The 17,873-nt window shown below is 60.8% G+C and carries 16 protein-coding genes; 5 read left to right on the forward strand and 11 right to left on the reverse strand.

Annotated features, from left to right (window positions below; genetic code table 11):
- Positions 1–146 precede the first annotated feature (146 nt).
- From lnt to miaB, 5 genes are all read right to left on the reverse strand, one after another.
- Entirely contained in the window at positions 147–1,670 is a 1,524-nt protein-coding gene (gene lnt, locus KGA83_RS25165; RefSeq protein ID WP_108216351.1) for an apolipoprotein N-acyltransferase, read from the reverse strand.
- An 8-nt stretch (positions 1,671–1,678) separates the two neighbouring features.
- Positions 1,679–2,518 carry an HlyC/CorC family transporter gene (locus tag KGA83_RS25170; RefSeq protein WP_108216352.1) on the reverse strand — a complete coding sequence of 280 codons (840 nt, stop codon included), beginning with the start codon at positions 2,516–2,518 and terminating at the stop codon, positions 1,679–1,681.
- Between the two features lie 5 nt (positions 2,519–2,523).
- Positions 2,524–3,018 (reverse strand): rRNA maturation RNase YbeY, encoded by a 495-nt coding sequence (ybeY, locus tag KGA83_RS25175; RefSeq protein WP_108216353.1) that lies wholly within the window; start codon positions 3,016–3,018, stop codon positions 2,524–2,526.
- Positions 3,011–4,018 (reverse strand): PhoH family protein, encoded by a 1,008-nt coding sequence (locus tag KGA83_RS25180; RefSeq protein ID WP_108216354.1) that lies wholly within the window; start codon positions 4,016–4,018, stop codon positions 3,011–3,013. The genes ybeY and KGA83_RS25180 overlap by 8 nt, the downstream gene beginning before the upstream one ends.
- A gap of 207 nt (positions 4,019–4,225) precedes the next feature.
- Positions 4,226–5,551, reverse strand: coding sequence for a tRNA (N6-isopentenyl adenosine(37)-C2)-methylthiotransferase MiaB (miaB, locus tag KGA83_RS25185; RefSeq protein ID WP_108216356.1), 1,326 nt, complete (start codon positions 5,549–5,551; stop codon positions 4,226–4,228).
- 136 nt (positions 5,552–5,687) lie between these two features.
- On the opposite strand from miaB, the gene KGA83_RS25190 reads away from it, so the two are divergent.
- The gene (locus KGA83_RS25190) at positions 5,688–6,017 is read left to right on the forward strand and encodes a DUF1820 family protein (RefSeq protein WP_008052403.1); all 330 of its coding nucleotides are present in this window, start codon (positions 5,688–5,690) and stop codon (positions 6,015–6,017) included.
- Positions 6,018–6,200: 183 nt separating this feature from the next.
- Here KGA83_RS25190 and KGA83_RS25195 read toward each other — a convergent pair whose 3' ends face one another.
- From KGA83_RS25195 to KGA83_RS25210, 4 genes are all read right to left on the reverse strand, one after another.
- Positions 6,201–6,755 carry a tetratricopeptide repeat protein gene (locus KGA83_RS25195; protein ID WP_108216357.1) on the reverse strand — a complete coding sequence of 185 codons (555 nt, stop codon included), beginning with the start codon at positions 6,753–6,755 and terminating at the stop codon, positions 6,201–6,203.
- 224 nt (positions 6,756–6,979) lie between these two features.
- On the reverse strand, positions 6,980–8,263 hold the full coding sequence (gene hemL / locus KGA83_RS25200) for a glutamate-1-semialdehyde 2,1-aminomutase (protein ID WP_223531145.1): 1,284 nt from the start codon (positions 8,261–8,263) through the stop codon (positions 6,980–6,982).
- Positions 8,264–8,285: 22 nt separating this feature from the next.
- Positions 8,286–8,918 carry a thiamine phosphate synthase gene (gene thiE / locus KGA83_RS25205; protein ID WP_108216359.1) on the reverse strand — a complete coding sequence of 211 codons (633 nt, stop codon included), beginning with the start codon at positions 8,916–8,918 and terminating at the stop codon, positions 8,286–8,288.
- A gap of 31 nt (positions 8,919–8,949) precedes the next feature.
- A complete protein-coding gene (locus tag KGA83_RS25210; protein WP_108216489.1) occupies positions 8,950–9,747 on the reverse strand; it encodes a hydroxymethylpyrimidine/phosphomethylpyrimidine kinase in 798 nt (265 codons plus the stop codon).
- 289 nt (positions 9,748–10,036) lie between these two features.
- Between KGA83_RS25210 and KGA83_RS25215 the strand changes: the two genes are divergently transcribed.
- The 4 genes from KGA83_RS25215 (at position 10,037) to KGA83_RS25230 (ending at position 16,469) form a co-directional block, all read left to right on the forward strand.
- The gene (locus KGA83_RS25215) at positions 10,037–12,421 is read left to right on the forward strand and encodes a hybrid sensor histidine kinase/response regulator (protein ID WP_108216360.1); all 2,385 of its coding nucleotides are present in this window, start codon (positions 10,037–10,039) and stop codon (positions 12,419–12,421) included.
- Between the two features lie 74 nt (positions 12,422–12,495).
- Positions 12,496–14,145, forward strand: a complete 1,650-nt coding sequence (locus KGA83_RS25220; protein WP_108216361.1) for an acyl-CoA dehydrogenase family protein — start codon at positions 12,496–12,498, stop codon at positions 14,143–14,145.
- 117 nt (positions 14,146–14,262) lie between these two features.
- Positions 14,263–15,762: an AMP nucleosidase gene (amn, locus tag KGA83_RS25225; protein WP_177413224.1), complete on the forward strand. Its 1,500-nt coding sequence runs from the start codon at positions 14,263–14,265 to the stop codon at positions 15,760–15,762.
- 71 nt (positions 15,763–15,833) lie between these two features.
- Positions 15,834–16,469, forward strand: coding sequence for a pseudouridine synthase (locus tag KGA83_RS25230; RefSeq protein WP_108216362.1), 636 nt, complete (start codon positions 15,834–15,836; stop codon positions 16,467–16,469).
- Here the strand turns inward: KGA83_RS25230 and KGA83_RS25235 are convergent.
- Both KGA83_RS25235 and KGA83_RS25240 read right to left on the reverse strand, forming a co-directional pair.
- Complete coding sequence (locus tag KGA83_RS25235) at positions 16,464–16,673, reverse strand: DUF2788 domain-containing protein (RefSeq protein WP_003185724.1); 210 nt, start codon at positions 16,671–16,673, stop codon at positions 16,464–16,466. The genes KGA83_RS25230 and KGA83_RS25235 overlap by 6 nt on opposite strands.
- A 269-nt stretch (positions 16,674–16,942) precedes the next feature.
- Complete coding sequence (locus KGA83_RS25240) at positions 16,943–17,422, reverse strand: Lrp/AsnC family transcriptional regulator (RefSeq protein ID WP_007937367.1); 480 nt, start codon at positions 17,420–17,422, stop codon at positions 16,943–16,945.
- Between the last annotated feature and the right edge of the window lie 451 nt (positions 17,423–17,873).

Genomic DNA, 17,873 nt, shown 5'->3' on the forward strand with positions numbered 1-17,873 from the left:
GCGAAAAGCCGCAGCCGACAGTTACGCGCCTTGGAACACAAGGCGCGCAAGCTGGGCATGCAGTTGGTGATGGCTGGATAATTTTTAGAGCAAAAACAATGGGTTATTTTTTGTTTGATAAGAGCTGCCGCAGGCTGCGATCTTTTCTAGACGGTCTTGGCCATCCGGCTCGCAATCAGCGCCCAGCCGAACAACAGCACGCAGACAATGAGCAATGGCCACGAACGCCATTCCAGGTACGGCGTCAGGTTATGCATCGGCACCACTTCGCCATACAGGATGCCGCGTTCGAACTGCGGGATCTGATCGGTAATCTGACCAAACGGGTTGATCAGGCCGGATACGCCGTTGTTGGTGGCGCGGATCATCCAGCGGCCGGCCTCCAGTGCACGCATCTGCGCCATCTGCAGGTGTTGCAGGGGGCCGATGGAGGTGCCGAACCAGGTGTCGTTGCTGATGGTCAGCAGCAGGTCGCTGCGGGCGGCAAGGCTGGCAGCGAACTCCGGATAAACCACTTCGTAGCAGATGAACGGCGCGATCTGATAACCCTTGGCTTGCAGCAGCGGCTGGTCGGCCGGGCCGCGAGCGAAGTCCGACATTGGCAGGTCGAAGAATGCGATCAGCCCGCGCAGCATGTCCTGCAAGGGGACATATTCACCAAACGGCACCAGTTTTTGCTTCAGGTAAGTGCCGTCGCCTTCACCGGTAACCGTGATGCCATTGAAGAAACGCTTCTCGTGGCGTACTTCCATGCGCACCGGGACACCGGTAATGAACGCCGATTTACGTTCGGCCGCGAAGCCGCCCATCATGTTCAGGTAGCCCTCGGCGGACTCCTTGAGCACCGGAATCGCCGTTTCCGGCCAAATGAGAAGGTCGGCTCGCCTGGAGCTGAAACTCATGTCGCGGTACAAAGCCAGTTGCGCGTTGAGCTGCGCCGGGTCCCACTTCATGCTTTGTTCGACGTTGCCCTGAATGGCGGCGACGCTCAGTGGCGGCCCCGACGGGCTGGTCCAGGCATGATGTTTGAGGGCCATACCGACCAGCCATGGGCCGACCAGCAGCAATATACCGGCAGCGATGAAGCCTTTACGCCCCGTGCGAACCAGGCGCAAGCCGTTGTAGATCAGCGCAGCTGTCAGGGCCAGGGTAAAGGAAATCAGCCACATCCCGCCGATGGGAGCAAGCCCGGCCAGCGGGCCATCGAGCTGGCTGTAACCGGAATACAGCCACGGGAAACCTGTCAGGAACCAGCCACGGAAAGCTTCCTGACCAACCCACAGCGCAGCGAAGGCCAGTGCGTCGGCCAGCGGTGCCTCATTGCGACGCAGCCAGCGCGCCCAAATCCAGGCGGGCAGGGCAAAGAACCAGGCAATCGCCGCGGTGAAGATCAGCATCAGGAAGCCGGCCAGCAGCATCGACGCGCCGCCGAAGTGGTGAATGCTGTAGTAGATCCAGCTGGTGCCGGCACCGAACAGGCCGAAACCGAAACACCAGCCGCGACCCAACGCCTGGCGTGGGCTCAGTTCGCGCAAACCGGCATAGAACAGGCCGACGGCGAGCAGTGCCAGTGGCCAGATATCGAACGGCGCCAGGGCCAGGGTGGTGATTGCACCGGCCGCCACGGCCAGCAGGTTACCGGGCCAGCCGGGGCGGGTTGTCCAGCGCATTTCAATCCTTAGCGAGCAATGGGCGTCAGGCGAAGCAAGTGAATCCGACGGCTGTCGGCGTTCAGGATGCGGAAACGGTACGGGCCGATTTCGGTGATTTCGTTACGTTTTGGCAAATGCCCGAACGCGCTCATCACCAGGCCGCCAACGGTGTCGAATTCATCGTCGGAGAACTCGCTGTCGAAAAAGTCGTTGAAGTTCTCGATCGGTGTCAGGGCCTTGATCAGGAAATCACCGCTGGGCAGCGGCTTGATGTAGCTGTCTTCTTCGACGTCGTGTTCGTCTTCGATGTCGCCGACGATTTGCTCCAGCACGTCTTCGATGGTCACCAGACCGGCCACGCCGCCGTACTCGTCGATGACGATGGCCATGTGATTGTGGTTGGCACGGAATTCGCGTAGCAGCACGTTAAGGCGCTTTGATTCCGGCACGAAGGTGGCCGGGCGCAGCAGGTCCTTGATGTTGAAATTGTCGCCGTTCTCCTTGAGGATCAACGGCAACAAGTCCTTGGCCAGCAACACGCCCATCACGTCATCGTGGCTTTCGCCGATCACCGGGTAGCGGGAGTGGGCCGAGTCGACCACGGCTGGCAGGAACTCGCGGGGTGTCTGGGTCGCCTTGATGCTGACCATTTGCGAGCGCGGGACCATGATGTCCCGAACCTGCAAGTCAGCCACCTGGATGGCGCCTTCGACGATGGCCAGCGCTTCGCTGTCCAGCAGTTTGTTCTGGTGTGCATCGCGCAGCAGCTCCAGCAGCTCCTGGCGGTTTTTCGGCTCGTGGGCAAAAGCCTGGGTGAGCTTACCCAGCCATGACTTCTGCCCGTTGCTCGATCGATCTTCGCTCATAGCGATTACTCTGAATCCTTTGTTGTTTCGGTAGGGGATGCGTCGGTTTCGTCGTCCGCGTACGGATCGGGAAAGCCCAGTTCTGCAAGCAACGTTCGTTCCAGTGCTTCCATCTCTTCGGCTTCGTCGTCATCAATGTGGTCGTAACCGAGCAGATGCAAGCAGCCGTGAATCACCAGGTGTGCCCAATGGGCCTTGAGCTCCTTGCCCTGTTCGGCGGCTTCGCGCTCGACCACGGCCACGCAGATCACCAGATCGCCCAGCAGCGGGATGTCGAGGAACTCATCCGGCACATCGGCCGGGAATGACAAGACGTTAGTTGCGTAATCCTTTTGCCGCCAGGTGTGGTTCAGCTCGCGGCCTTCGGCTTCGTCGACCAGTCGAATGGTCATCTCCGAGTCGGCGGTGCGCTGGCGCAAAGCCAGTTCGCACCACTGGCGGAATTCGGCTTCGCTGGGGGCGAGGGCTTGGGTGGCGATTTGCAGGTCAAGCTCAAGCATCGCGGCGGCTATCCTTGGCGGCGGCATCATCGGCCGCTTTAGTTTCGAAGCGCTCGTAGGCTTCGACAATCCGTTGCACCAGTGGATGGCGCACGACGTCCTTGGGCTGGAAATGGGTGAAGCTGATTCCCGGCACTTCCTTGAGCACTTCGATCACATGGTGCAGGCCGGATTTGGTGCCGCGTGGCAGGTCGACCTGGGTGATGTCCCCGGTAATGACGGCCGTGGAGCCGAAGCCGATCCGGGTCAGGAACATCTTCATCTGCTCGACCGTGGTGTTCTGGCTTTCGTCGAGAATGATGAAGCTGTTGTTCAACGTACGGCCGCGCATGTAGGCCAGCGGCGCGACTTCGATCACCTGGCGTTCGATCAGCTTGGCGACGTATTCGAAGCCGAGCATTTCGTAGAGCGCGTCGTAGAGCGGGCGCAGGTACGGGTCGATTTTCTGTGCGAGGTCGCCGGGCAGGAAGCCGAGTTTTTCACCCGCTTCGACCGCCGGACGCACCAGCAGGATGCGGCGGATCTGCTCGCGCTCCAGTGCATCGACCGCGCAAGCCACGGCCAGATAGGTCTTGCCGGTACCGGCCGGACCGATGCCGAAGTTGATGTCGTTACCGAGGATTTCCTTCACGTAGCGCACCTGATTCAAGCCGCGGGGGCGAATCATGCCTTTCTTGGTGCGCAGGGCCACGGACGGTTCGGCGGGGGCGTGGTTGTCCAGCTGTTCGACGGCCGATTCCTGCAGGAACAGGTGAACCATGTCCGGCGACAGCTCGGTACCCTTGGTTTCCCGGTACAGGCGGCGCAGGAGGTTTTCCGCGGAGGTGGTGTGTTTGGGTTCGCCGATCAGCTCGAACTGGTTTCCGCGATTGCGGATCTCGATGGTCAGGCGCTGTTCGATCAAGCGCAGGTGCTCGTCGAATTGCCCGCACAGATTGGCGAAGCGACGAGCTTCAAAAGGCTCGAGGATGAAACGATGTGGTTCTATGGGTGCGTTCAAGGTCGTATTTAGCCGCCCTGGGGCAATTGGGATGAATCAAGGATAGCGCCAGTGGCGTGGGCGCGAAAGCTCTTAAATCAGGCAGCCTGATTCCTGCCTCTGGCGCGGACTCTGTAGGAGCGAGCTTGCTCGCGAAGGGCTTGAATGCCCCTCGTTCATTCAGGATGCACGCGTCATCGTTGACGACCATCGCGAGCGGGCTCGCTCCTACACCAGCGAACCCCGCAGCGAATGCGGTTGCGCGGCATCGATGTGCACGTCCGCGAACTGGCCGATCAGGGTCGGGTTGTCGCAGCGGAAGTTGACGATACGGTTATTCTCGGTGCGGCCTTGCAGCTCGCCCGGGTCTTTTTTCGAGTAATCGGTCACCAGGATCCGCTGGATCGAACCAACCATTTGTCGGCTGATCTCGAAGCCTTGCTGATTCAAGCGATGTTGCAGGGCATTCAGGCGCTCTTTTTTCAACTCTTCCGGAGTGTCATCGGCCAGGTCGGCGGCCGGTGTGCCCGGGCGCTGGCTGTAGATGAACGAGTAGGAAAAGTCGAAGCCGACGTCGGCAATCAGCTTCATGGTTTGCTCGAAGTCTTTCTCGGTCTCGCCCGGGAAGCCGACGATGAAATCCGAGCTGATGCAGATCCCCGGCACGGCGGCGCGCAGTTTGCGCAGTTTGGATTTGTATTCCAGTGCGGTGTGGTTGCGCTTCATCGCGGCGAGGATGCGGTCCGAGCCCGACTGCACCGGCAAGTGCAGGTGCTTGACCAGTTCCGGCACGTCGGCGTGGGCCTGGATCAGGCTGTCGGAGAACTCCAGCGGATGCGACGTGGTGTAACGGATGCGGTCGATGCCGTCGACCGCGGCGACCACGCGGATCAGTTCGGCCAGATCCGCCAGGCGTCCGTCATGGGTGAGGCCGCGATAGCCGTTGACGTTCTGCCCCAGCAACGTCACTTCGCGCACGCCGTTTTCGGCCAGGTGGATGATCTCGGCAAGCACATCGTCGAACGGCCGGCTGACCTCTTCACCGCGGGTGTAGGGCACCACGCAGAACGTGCAGTATTTGCTGCAACCTTCCATCACCGACACGTAAGCGCTCGGGCCGTCGATGCGCGGTTCGGGCAGATGGTCGAATTTTTCGATTTCCGGGAACGAGACGTCGACTTGCGGCAGCTTGCTGATGCGCGCGGCGTCGATCATTTCCGGCAGGCGGTGCAGGGTCTGTGGGCCGAAGACCACGTCGACGTACGGCGCGCGATCGCGGATGGCCGCGCCTTCCTGGCTGGCCACGCAACCGCCGACCGCGATCACCATGTCCGGGTTGGCCAGCTTCAGTTCGCGCCAGCGGCCGAGCTGGGAGTAGACGCGATCCTGGGCACGTTCGCGGATCGAACAGGTGTTGAGCAGGATCACGTCGGCGTCTTCAGCGCGGGCGGTGACTTCCAGGGCCTGATGTTCGCCCAGCAGATCGACCATGCGCGAGCTGTCGTACTCGTTCATCTGGCAACCGTGGGTTTCGATGTAAAGCTTCTTGGCCATGGAATAGAGTCATCATCTGATTCAAAGAACCGCGCATTATAGGGAACATGTACCCAGGTTCCTACCGCTGCGCGTCCGATGGCTATGCTATAGTTCGCGCCCTCATTTTTATCCCCCGATGTGTTGCTCGCCCGCCATGACCAAACGTGAAGCTCCAATCTACAAGGTGATTTTCCTCAACCAGGGCCAGGTGTTCGAAATGTACGCCAAGCAGATCTATCAAAGTGATCTGTGGGGCTTTCTGGAAGTGGAAGAGTTCGTCTTTGGCGAGCGCACGCAAGTGGTCGTCGATCCGAGCGAAGAAAAGCTCAAGGCTCAGTTCGAAGGCGTGGTGCGCAGCTTTGTGCCGATGCATTCGATCGTGCGTATCGACGAAGTCGAGCGTATGGGAACACCGAAAATCAGCGAAGCCCGTGGTGCGGTCGGCAATGTAATGCCGTTTCCGATGCCAATGCCTGAGAAGTAAGTAGCAGCGGCTAGAGAGGCTTGTTGTGGCGAGGGAGCTTGCTCCCGCTCGGCTGCGAAGCAGTCGCAAGACCGAAACGCGCGGTGTGTCAGGCAGAGTGCGATTGCAGGGTTTAGGGCCGCTTCGCGCCCCAGCGGGAGCAAGCTCCCTCGCCACAACAAGCCACCTCGAAGTCTGCAGTATTCAGGGAAGAGGCGCGAAAGGCGTACGCCCGTCAGCGCTCTGCAATTCCATCAAATATTTGCGGAAAATTTGCCCGAGCACCTGGGTGGCGACTTCGAGTTCTTCGCGGGGCATCTTTTCGGTGACTTCGTCGGCGGTATCCAGGGCATCTTCGGCGCCGTTGACCGCCGCCATCTTCAGCAGGATGTACGCCTGAACGTTATTGGCCGGCACGCCTTCGCCGTGGAAGAACATGGTGCCGAGCTTGAATTGTGCCTGGGCGTGGCCTTGCAGCGAGGCTTTTTCGAAATAGCTCAGGGCTTGATTGAGGTCGCGCTGCGCGTTTTTACCTTCGTAGTAGAACTCACCCAACTCGTATTGCGCTTGTGCATCCCCTTCATCCGACGCTTTCTGGCAGGCGGCGAGCGCCTGTTCCAGGTCTTGCGGCTGGGTATTGAGGGTGCAGCGACCCATCGCTGGGATTAACAACGAGTTGCCGCCTGCTTGTGCGTGCGCGAGCAGGGGCTGAAGAAGCAACAGGCAGCCCAGTGCAAGGGTGCGGCCGGTGCGGTTCATGGGAATCGACTTACCTCTGAAGGGCGCGCGGACCCATCGAGGGATCCAATAAGCGCGCATTATGAAATAAGCAGGGGCAACCTTACAAAGTCTTTACTCGTTTTTCTGCTGCGCGGGAAATATATCACCCGTTTTGCGAGGGATTTTTGCTGAAACTGTAGGAATACAGGCGGGCGTGTAGGTGAAAGCTGACGCCGGCAATGGCCAACGTCAGCGCCACAGCGTTATTTCAAGGCAGCGAAGGCGCGCTCGGCGGCATCCAGGGTCAGTTTCAGCTCGGCTTCGCCATGAGCGATCGAAGTGAAACCGGCTTCGAAGGCGCTCGGTGCCAGGTAGACGCCCCCTTCCAGCATCAGATGGAAGAAGCGACCGAACAGAGCAGCGTCGCTGGCCATCACGTCATCGAAGGTGACGATGTCGTCGGCGCCGCTGAAATACAGGCCGAACATGCCGCCGGCCTGGGTGGTCACGAACGGAATGCCGGCCGCATCGGCGCGCTGTTGCAGGCCGTCGAGCAGGCGAGTGGTGTAGTCGGTCAGCTCGGCATGGAAGCCCGGGCGGCTGATCAGGCGCAGAGTGGTCAGGCCGGCAGCCATCGCCAGCGGGTTGCCGGACAGCGTGCCGGCCTGGTAGACCGGGCCCAGCGGAGCGATGCGCTGCATGATTTCGCGCTTGCCGCCGAAGCAGCCGACCGGCATGCCGCCACCGATGATCTTGCCGAAGGTGGTCAGGTCCGGTGTCACGCCGTAGTACGCCTGGGCGCCGCCGAGGGCGACACGGAAACCGGTCATCACTTCGTCGAAAATCAGCACCACGCCGTGCTTGTCGCACAGGGTCCGCAGGCCTTCGAGGAAACCCGGTGCCGGCGGCACGCAGTTCATGTTGCCGGCCACTGGCTCGACGATGATGCAGGCCACGTCCTGGCCGACTTCGGCGAGCATGGTTGCTACCGCGTCGATGTCGTTGAACGGCAGGGTCAGGGTGTGTTTGGCGAACGCCGCCGGTACACCGGCCGAACTCGGTACACCCTGGGTCAGTGCGCCGGAGCCGGCCTTGACCAGCAGGCTGTCGGAGTGACCGTGGTAGCAGCCTTCGAATTTGATGATGCTGTCGCGGCCGGTGAAACCACGGGCCAGGCGAATGGCGCTCATGGTCGCTTCGGTGCCGGAGCTGACCATGCGCACCATTTCCATCGACGGCACGAGCGAGCAGACCAGGTCGGCCATCTGCGTTTCCATCTCGGTCGGGGCGCCGTAGGACAAACCGTGCTCAAGCTGTTTGCGCACGGCGTCCAGCACTTCCGGGTGGCTATGGCCGAGGATCATCGGGCCCCAGGAGCCGACGTAATCCACATAGCGCTTGTCGTCTTCGTCGGTGACGTAGGCGCCTTCGGCGTGCTTGAAGAACAACGGCGTGCCGCCGACGCTCTTGAACGCGCGAACCGGCGAGTTCACGCCACCGGGAATGTGTTTTTGGGCATTGGCAAACAGCGTTTCGGAACGAGACATGATCGGGCTCTCAAATCAGATTTTAAGCGACTTTAATAGAAAGCAATTCGTTGAAGGCGCGGGCGCGGCGGGTCACCTCGGCCGTGCTCTCGGCGCCAAACAGGCCATGCACCACCGCCAGCAGATCGACGCCGTGGGCCACCAGCGGGGCAGCGTTATCCAGGGTGATGCCGCCGATCGCGCAGATCGGCAGGTGCAACTGCTTGCGGGCCTGGTCGAGCAGCTCGAGGCTGCAGGTCGGCGCGCCGGGCTTGGTGTTCGAATTGAAGAAGCGGCCGAAGGCGACATAGCTGGCACCTTCTTTGGCAGCCTGTTCGGCCAGTTCGAGCTGCGCGTGGCAGGTTGAACCGATGATCGCCTGACGCCCGAGCAGAGCACGGGCGGGAGTCAGTGGGCCATCGGTCTGACCCAGGTGCACGCCCACGTTCAGGCGGGCCGCCAACTCGGCGTCGTCGTTGATGATCAACTGCGTCTTATAGCGTTCGCACAGCCCGCGCAAGGCTTCGGCCTCACGCAGACGACGGGCCTCGTCGCTGCTTTTGTCGCGGTATTGCAGCAGGGTGACGCCGCCTTCAAGCGCCGCCTCCACGTACGAAAGAAATTTACCGGCCAGTAACTGACTGTCGGTAATGGCGTACAGGCCACGTAGTTTCATCGGACAAGCCTCTGCGCATTGCAAATAGAAGTTACGAACAGAAATCCAGTGGTAAACGACGCGGCACAAACTGGCCTTTACCCAACTGCTCGGCATCACGCAGGGTGCGCCATGTGTAGTTAAGCGCGGTCTGCACGGCGTTGGCGAGGTTTTCGCCCTGGGCCAGACGACCGGCCAGCGCACTGGCCAGGGTGCAACCGGAACCGTGATAACTGCCCGGCAAGCGCTGGCAGGTAAAGGTTTCGCGCAGGCCGTCGCGGCTGTACAGGCGATTGTGGATTTCGGTTTCGTCGCCATGGCCACCGGTGATCAACAGGTGTTTGACGAACGGCAGGAGTTTTTCAGCGCACTCGTCCGCAGTGCCTTCGGGCAGTTCGGCGAGGATCCGGGCTTCGGGAAGGTTAGGGGTCGCAATGATTGACAGGGGCAGCAGGCGTTCGCGCATGGCGTAGCCGACTTCGTCCTTGCCCAGGCGTCCGCCGCCGCCGGCACGCAGCACCGGGTCGCAGACCACCGGCAAGTGCGGGTGCGCCGAAAGCAGTTCGACCACGGTGTCGACCATTTCCAGGGAACCGAGCATGCCCAGTTTGACCGCGGCGACTTCGGAGTCGTTGAGCACGGCATTGGCCTGGGCCAGTACCCACTCACGGTCCAGGACGCGGAAGTCAGTGACATTGACGGTGTCTTGCACGGTCAGGGCGGTGACGGCCGGAGCCGCATGGCAACCCTGAGCGAGCAGGGCTTCGATATCTGCCTGCAAGCCGGCGCCACCACTTGGGTCGTGGCCGGAGAGACAGAGGACAACGGGGCGAGAGCTGTAGATATTCATGGTGCGCGAGCTTACCACCAAACCTGTTTTTTCGGTGTGCGCACGCATCGGAGCCGATTGCGCTGCGATCTTTTGATCTTTCTGACCAAGCCAACAGCTCTAACTCAATCCGTGGCGCTGTAACGCCCGTTCTAGAGCCTTTGTAGGAAAAATTTCAATGGTGTTTAATGGCTATCAACGGCTATGCTAGAGTGGATCCAAACCAATAACAGGTAATACCGGTTTTACGTCTGCTCAAAAGGAATGGGGGGCTTCCTGACAGAACCGGACAGGCCACGCTGGGGCTTCAATGCACTATTTGCTGATGTTGCTGTTGTGTTTGCCCCTCCTGGCAAACGCCGTCGAGTTCGATGAGTTCACTCAAAGCCTCCCCTTGGGCCGAACCCTGCAGGTCTACGAGGATGCAGGTGGTCAGGCGAGCATCGCGGATATCCGTGCGCAAGCGGCGGCTGGCAACTTCAAAACGCACCAGAAAGACACGCTCAACGCCGGGTACTCGCGTTCGGTATTCTGGCTGAAAATCGACCTGCATTACCGTCCGGCCAATCCGGCGGCGCAACGGACCTGGCTGCTGGAATTGGCCTATCCGCCCCTCGATCATCTCGATCTCTATTTGCCCGATGCGGCCGGCAACTATCAGTTGGTCAGGCAGACCGGCGATGCCTTGCCGTTCGCCGGCCGCGAGATTCGTCAGAACAACTATTTGTTCGACCTGACGTTCAAGCCCGACCAGGCCGAAACCGTATTCTTGCGATTGCAAAGCGAAGGCTCGATCCAGGCACCGGTAACCTTGTGGTCGAGCACCGCCTACCTCGAAGATCAGCCTGCGCGCCTCTACGTATTGGGGCTGATCTACGGCGTGCTGCTGGGGATGCTGGTCTACAACCTGTTCATCTACCTCAGCGTGCGCGACACCAGTTACCTCTACTACATCTTCTATATCGCCTCGTTCGGCTTGTATCAGCTGTCGGTAAACGGTGCGGCTGTGCAGTATTTCTGGCCGGACAACCCTTGGTGGGCCAACGCCGCGACGCCGTTTTTCATCGGCTGTGCGGGGTTGTTCGGCAGTCAGTTCGCCCGAAGTTTCCTGCAAATGGCTACCCACAGTCGCTGGCTCGACCGCTTGTTGCTGGCGCTGGTTGCCTTCGGTGCGCTGGTGGTCGGACTGTCGTTGATGAGCAGTTACGCCCTGGCCCTGCGCCTGGCCACGGCACTGGCGCTGACGTTCACCGTGGTGATTTTTGCCGCCGGGATCTTTGCCTGGCTGCGGGGCCTGCGGGTGGCGCGGTATTTCATTATTGCCTGGTCGGCGTTTTTGCTCGGCGGCATCGTCAATACGCTAATGGTGCTGGGCTACCTGCCGAACGTGTTCCTGACCATGTATTCCAGCCAGATCGGCTCGGCCATCGAAGTGGCGTTGCTGTCCCTGGCACTGGCCGACCGCATCAACGACATGCGCGAGCAGCAGGCACAAACCCTGTTCGACGCCAGCCAGAAGCTTGAAGCGCTCAACCAGCAACTGGCTCGCAGCAACAAGCTCAAGGACGAGTTCCTTGCCACCCTGACCCACGAACTGCGCACGCCTATGAACGGTGTGATCGGTTCGCTGGAGCTGATGCAGACGGTCGAAATGGACCCGGAGCTCGAGCAGTATCAGCAGACGGCTGCGGGATCGGCGCGGGACATGATGCGCATGGTCAACGGCATCCTCACCCTCACCGAACTGCAGGCCGGTAAACTCAAGGCCTCGGCCGACATCTTCAGCTTGCGCGGCATGGTCGAGGCACTGCGCATGCAGTTCGAGGGCAACGCATCGAGCAAGTCGCTGGACTTCAAGGTCGATATCGCCCCAGGTGTGCCGGATCGCTTGCACGGCGACAACGTCAAGATCGCGCAGTGCCTGGAATGTCTGCTGGATAATGCCATCAAGTTCACCAGGGTCGGCGGCCTGGCCCTGCGGGTGACCGGCAAGGCCATTGAGCCCGACCGGCTGGCGTTGACCTTCGCGGTGATCGATACGGGCATTGGCTTCACTGATTTGGGGGAGGCCACGATGTATCAACGGTTCTTCCAGCTCGATGGCTCGATGACTCGTGAGTACGGTGGCCTGGGTGTTGGCCTGGCGATTTGCCGACAGTTGGTCGAATTGCTGGGTGGACGCCTGACGCATCGCACCGAGCCGGGACGCGGCAGCCGGTTTCAGCTGGATGTCGAAGTCGGGCTGCCGGTGGCCGAACGTCCGGTGATGCCGTTGATGACCCGGGATTTTCCGCGCCTGCGCTTGCCTCAGGATTGTGCCGTGCTGTTGGTGGATAACAACAGCATCAGCCAGTTGGTGATGCGCGGCATGTTGCTCAAGCTGGGGTTCCGCGTGCGTACGGCTGATAGCGCCAATGTCGCACTCGATCTCTTGCAGCGCGAAGTGTTTGACGCGGTGCTGGTCGACTGTCAGTTGCCGCTTCAGGGCGGTGAGTCGGTGTGCTGCCAGATCCGCGCGTTACCAGGTTATGCCGAGCTGCCGTTGTTCATGATCGCTCTGGGCGGCGAGCGTGAACGCTGCCCGACCGGCGCGTTGATTGATCACTTGAACAAGCCGGTGAAATTCGAAGACTTGCAGGCCGCCCTCTACCGCCGTGTGCTCTGCTCGCAACAGGGCGAAAGCGCCGACAGTTAGGCGGATATGACACTTTGAACGGCCGAGGGGCGGTGCTTAACTGAAGTCCCTTGGCCGACCAAAGGAGCCCTGTCATGAACCTGCATCAGTTCGCCGAAACCCACGAAGTCACCAACCAGCCTCCGTCACTGGACGGCGTCAACCTGTACCGCATCGACTTGCCGTTGCAGGAATGGTCGCGGCGCTTCGGGGCCGGTTGGGCCGAGTCGCGGATCGACGCCTACGGCGCACTGGCCGGTGGCCCGTTGATGGAAGCCGGGTTCCTGGCCAATCAGAACAAGCCGGTGTTCAACAGCCATGACCGGTATGGTAATCGTATCGATCTGGTGGAGTTTCACCCGGCCTATCACGAACTGATGCGTACGGCAGTTGAGCATGGCTTGACCTCATTGCCCTGGGCTCATCCGCAGTCCGGCGCCCACGTGGCCCGCGCTTCCATGACTTACTTGCACAGCCAGGCCGAGGCCGGCAGTGGCTGCCCGCTGACCATGACCTTCGCCAGCGTTCCGGCCATGCGTCTGCAACCGGACCTGGCTGAAAAATGGCTGCCGAAAATCCTCGCCACCGAATACGATCCGCGCAACGTCGGCATGGCCCACAAGGCCGGGGTCACCATCGGCATGGCCATGACCGAGAAGCAGGGCGGCACCGATGTGCGGGCCAATACCACCAAGGCGTATCCGGTCGGTGCCAGCGGTCCGGGCCAGGCCTATGAGCTGGTGGGGCACAAGTGGTTTTGCTCGGCGCCGATGTGCGACGCGTTCCTGACACTGGCGCAGACCGACAAGGGCCTGACCTGTTTCCTGTTGCCGCGTCACCGCCCGGACGACACACGCAATCAGTTCTACATCCAGCGCCTGAAGAACAAGCTCGGCAACTGCTCCAACGCCTCCAGTGAAGTGGAGTTCCGTGGTGCGCTGGCGTGGATGGTCGGTGAAGAGGGCCGGGGTGTTCCAACGATCATCGAAATGGTCGCCATGACCCGCTTCGATTGCATGGTCGGTTCCAGTTCACTGATGCGTCAGGCGCTGACTCAGGCCAGCCATCACTGCGCTCACCGCTCGGTTGGCGGCAAACTGCTCAGCAAACAGCCGTTGATGCAGAACGTGCTGGCGGATCTGGCGCTGGAAAGTGAAGCCGCCCTGGCCTTGAGCCTGCGCATGGGGCGGGCACTGGATCATCTGGACGATTCGCAGGAAGCCAAATTCGCCCGACTGGTGACGGCGGTGGGCAAGTACTGGATCTGCAAGCGGGCGCCGGCCATGATCAACGAAGCCGCCGAATGCATGGGCGGCGCGGGTTATGTCGAAGAGAGCATCCTGCCGCGGCTTTACCGCGAGGCACCAGTGAATTCGACGTGGGAAGGCTCCGGCAACGTGCAATGTCTCGACGTGCTGCGTGCCCTGTCGAAAGAACCGGGTGTGCTCGACGCGCTGTTCAGTGAGTTGGGCGATGGCCATGGCGACAAGCGCCTGGCTGCGCACATCCATCAATTGCAGGCGGCCTTCAAGGACACCAGCGACATCCAATACCGCGCCCGCCAACTGACTGAAGACATCGCCTTGGGGTTGCAGGCCAAGTTGTTGCTGGAGGCCGGGAATGCGGTGGTCAGTGATGCCTTCATCGCCAGTCGTCTGGTGGGTGGCGGCCGAGTGTATGGCGCATTGCCACGAGGCCTGGACGTAGAAACCATTGTCGCCCGCTCGACCCCGCAAGGGTACTGATTGGTTAAAAAATCGCAGCCTGCGGCAGCTCCTACGGGTGCACGACGAGCCCTTGTAGGAGCTGCCGCAGGCTGCGATCTTTTTTGGCTGTTCCCGTGAAGCGACGATGCAGGCAAGATGAAGGTCTGCAAGTCAGAACACAGGATGCTGATCGTGACCGAAGCTTTTATTGTCGTTCAAACCGCCGAGCAAGCCGTGGATCGGCTTGCACTCTTGCACAATCGTGCAACCACCGCGCTGAGCCAGGCGCTCAAGCGTTACCTCAAGGATCGCGTCGAGCCTGATGCCGAGCAGCGAGCGCAGTTCCGTTATCCCGAGCTGCGCCTGACCTACCTTTGCCAGGGCGAAGTCCCGCAGACCACCCGTGCCTACGCCAAAGTCCAGTTGCCGGGCACCTACAGCGTCACGGTCACCCATCCGTCGGCATTCCGTAAGTACCTGCTGGAACAGCTGGTTCCGCTGATGCACGACTTCACCGTGACCGTGGAAGTCGGTGTCAGCGAGCAGAACATCCCGTATCCGTATGTGGTCGAGCAGGGCGATGAACTGGGGGGTTCCGGCGTCACCGCTGCCGTGCTGGCGCGGGTGTTCCCGAGTACCGACCTGTCGGCCGCGACCGATGGCATTGCCGACGGTTTGTACGATTGGGAAAACACCGATCCGCTGCCCCTGGCCCTGTTCGATGCCGCGCGGGTGGATTTCTCCCTGCGCCGACTGGTGCATTACACCGGCAGCGACTGGCGGCATGTGCAGCCGTGGATTCTGCTGACCAACTATCACCGCTACGTCGACCAGTTCATCGTCCATGGTCTGGAGCAACTGCGCAAAGATCCGCGCTTCGTGCGCATGGTGCTGCCGGGAAATGTGATCATCGAGAAGGGCATGGATCACGGCGAAGCCTCGGCGATTGCCGCCGGCGTGGTCTGGCACCGCTACCAGATGCCGGCCTATCACCTGATCGCCAGTGACGGCCACGGCGTGACGCTGGTCAACATCGGCGTCGGCCCGTCCAATGCCAAGAACATCACCGACCACTTGGCCGTGCTGCGCCCGCATTGCTGGTTGATGATCGGTCACTGCGGCGGTTTGCGTCAGTCGCAGACCATTGGCGACTACGTGCTGGCCCACGCTTACATGCGTCGCGACGGCATTCTCGACCGGGTGGTGCCGCCGAACATTCCGATTCCGGCGTTGGCCGAAGTGCAGCTGGCGCTTCAGCAAGCGGCGGCCAACGTCACCGGCGAGAAGGGCGACGAACTGAAGAAGCGCCTGCGTACCGGCACCGTGCTGACCTACGACGACCGTAACTGGGAACTGCGTTGGGCCCAGGAACGGCCGCTGATCAACCTGTCCCGCGCCGTGGCAGTGGACATGGAAAGCGGCACCATTGCAGCGCAAGGTTATCGTTTGCGGGTGCCATACGGCACGTTGCTGTGCGTCTCGGACAAGCCGTTGCACAGCGAAATCAAGCTGCCGGGTTCGGCCAACGCCTTCTATGAGCGCGCGGTCAGCCAGCACTTGAAGATCGGTATCGAGGCGGTGGATCTGTTGCGCACCGAGCTCAACTCACTGCACTCGCGCAAACTGCGCAGTTTCGACGAGCCGCCGTTCCGCTGATCGTTGTCATGGTCATTTGACGGTCAGGCCACTAGCATAGTGAGCCCTGACCGTTAGATGTTCTCTTTGCCATGTCCCGTCCTCAACGCCCCGTTTCCCGCCGCCCTGGCGCGAAACCCTCCCCTTCAGCCCCGCGCCGTGTCGCCAAGGCGCCGCCGGCCGAGCCGAAACTGATCCTGTTCAACAAACCGTTCGATGTGCTGACGCAATTCAGTGATGGCGAAGGACGCGCGACGCTCAAGGATTACATCGATGTACCGGGAATCTATCCGGCCGGACGACTGGACCGCGACAGCGAAGGCTTGTTGCTGCTGACCAACGACGGTCAGCTTCAGGCGCGGATCGCTGATCCGAAACACAAACTGGCCAAGACCTATTGGGTGCAGGTCGAGGGCGAACCGAGCGCCGAGCAGTTGCAGCGCTTGCGTGACGGCGTCGAATTGAATGACGGCATGACCTTGCCCGCCGAGGCGCGGCAACTGGACGAACCCGAGTTGTGGCCGCGCAATCCGCCGGTGCGCTTTCGTAAAAGCGTGCCGACCAGTTGGCTGGAGTTGGTTATTCGCGAAGGACGCAACCGCCAGGTGCGGCGCATGACCGCAGCGGTCGGTTTGCCGACGCTGCGCCTGGTACGGGTCAGAATCGGTGACTGGACGATCGAAGGGCTCGATCAGGGACAGTGGAAAGAAGTGTCGGCGCGCTTATAAGGCGCCGGACTCGATCAGGCCGATCACCACGCTCTTGATGACGAACGCCGCCACGCCCAGGCCCAGCACGAAGAACAGAATGAACGAGCCAAAGCGCCCGGCCTTGGACTTCTTCGCCAGATCCCAGACGATGAAACCCATGAAAATGATCAGGATGCTGACCAGTCCGGTCATCATCCACTCTTCGAAAACGGCAGGATCCATCGAACATCTCCAGCGCGGGCGTGGCTAAAAGGGCGCGGGGAGTATACGCCCGCGCGGGTTCGCGCTGTATTGACCTGCGTCGGTGTGTCGCAGTCATTCGTCGCCCGGCCTGACAACCGACCTGCTCTTGTAGGAGCTGCCGCAGGCTGCGATCTTTTGATCTTGCCTTTTAAACAAGATCAAAAGATCGCAGCCTCGTTTCACTCGACAGCTCCTACCAGCTCCTACCAGCTCCTACCAGCTCCTACAGGCGCCTACAGAAGTGCTACTTAGCTACGCAGATGAGTCAACGGCAGTTCAGTGCTATTGAGCACCTGATTCAAAACAAAGCTCGACCGCACACTGGTCACCCCTTCAATCCGGGTCAGATGCCCGAGCAGCAGTTTCTGGTAGTGATCCATGTCCGGCACCACGACCTTGAGTTGATAGTCGGCATCCATTCCGGTCACCAGGCTGCATTCGAGCACTTGGGGCAGGGTGCGGATGGCCGCTTCGAAGTTTTCGAAACGCTCCGGCGTGTGACGGTCCATGCCGATCAGTACATAGGCCGTCAGGCTCAGGCCGAGCATTTTACGGTCGAGCAGGGCGACCTGGCGGGAAATGTAGCCGTCGTCTTCCAGTTGCTTGACCCGCCGCGAGCACGGCGAAGGCGACAGGCCGATGCGCTCGGCCAGCTCCTGGTTGGAGATGCGCGCGTCGCGCTGCAATTCCGCCAAAATACTCAGGTCGTAACGGTCGAGCTTGCTCATCAAACGGTCCTTTGTCGTAACTATTGCGGAGGATTATGTATCCGTGGTTAAAAATTGCGCAAGTGATGTTTAATCAAGCAATCTTCGCAATCCTCTGCCGGCGCTCCCGGCCTATTCTTATCACCAGAATCACTGCTCGGACAAACAGTCCAGTGCGGCTCGCCCAATCAGGCCCGCCGCGGTCGCCACCCCCACCGGGGATGTGCCGGCCCCCGAGCTACACACTGTCCAGAAGACGGCGTGAGGTGAGCCGGCGCCACAAGCGTCGAGCCAGGACGAAGTTCTCCAAGGGGAGGCCGACGGGTCTCCCCTTTTTCTTGCGTGTGTCCCGTCCTGAATAAGGTTTACACCTTCTGACCCATTCTCAGGAGGAAGTAATGAACACGGGTGAAAGGCGCAGTCAGCGCGACTACACGTTGACCTTTAAATTGTCGGTCGTCGATCAGGTCGA

It is taken from the genome of Pseudomonas sp. GL-R-19 (assembly GCF_019956375.1).
Taxonomy (GTDB): Bacteria; Pseudomonadota; Gammaproteobacteria; order Pseudomonadales; family Pseudomonadaceae; genus Aquipseudomonas.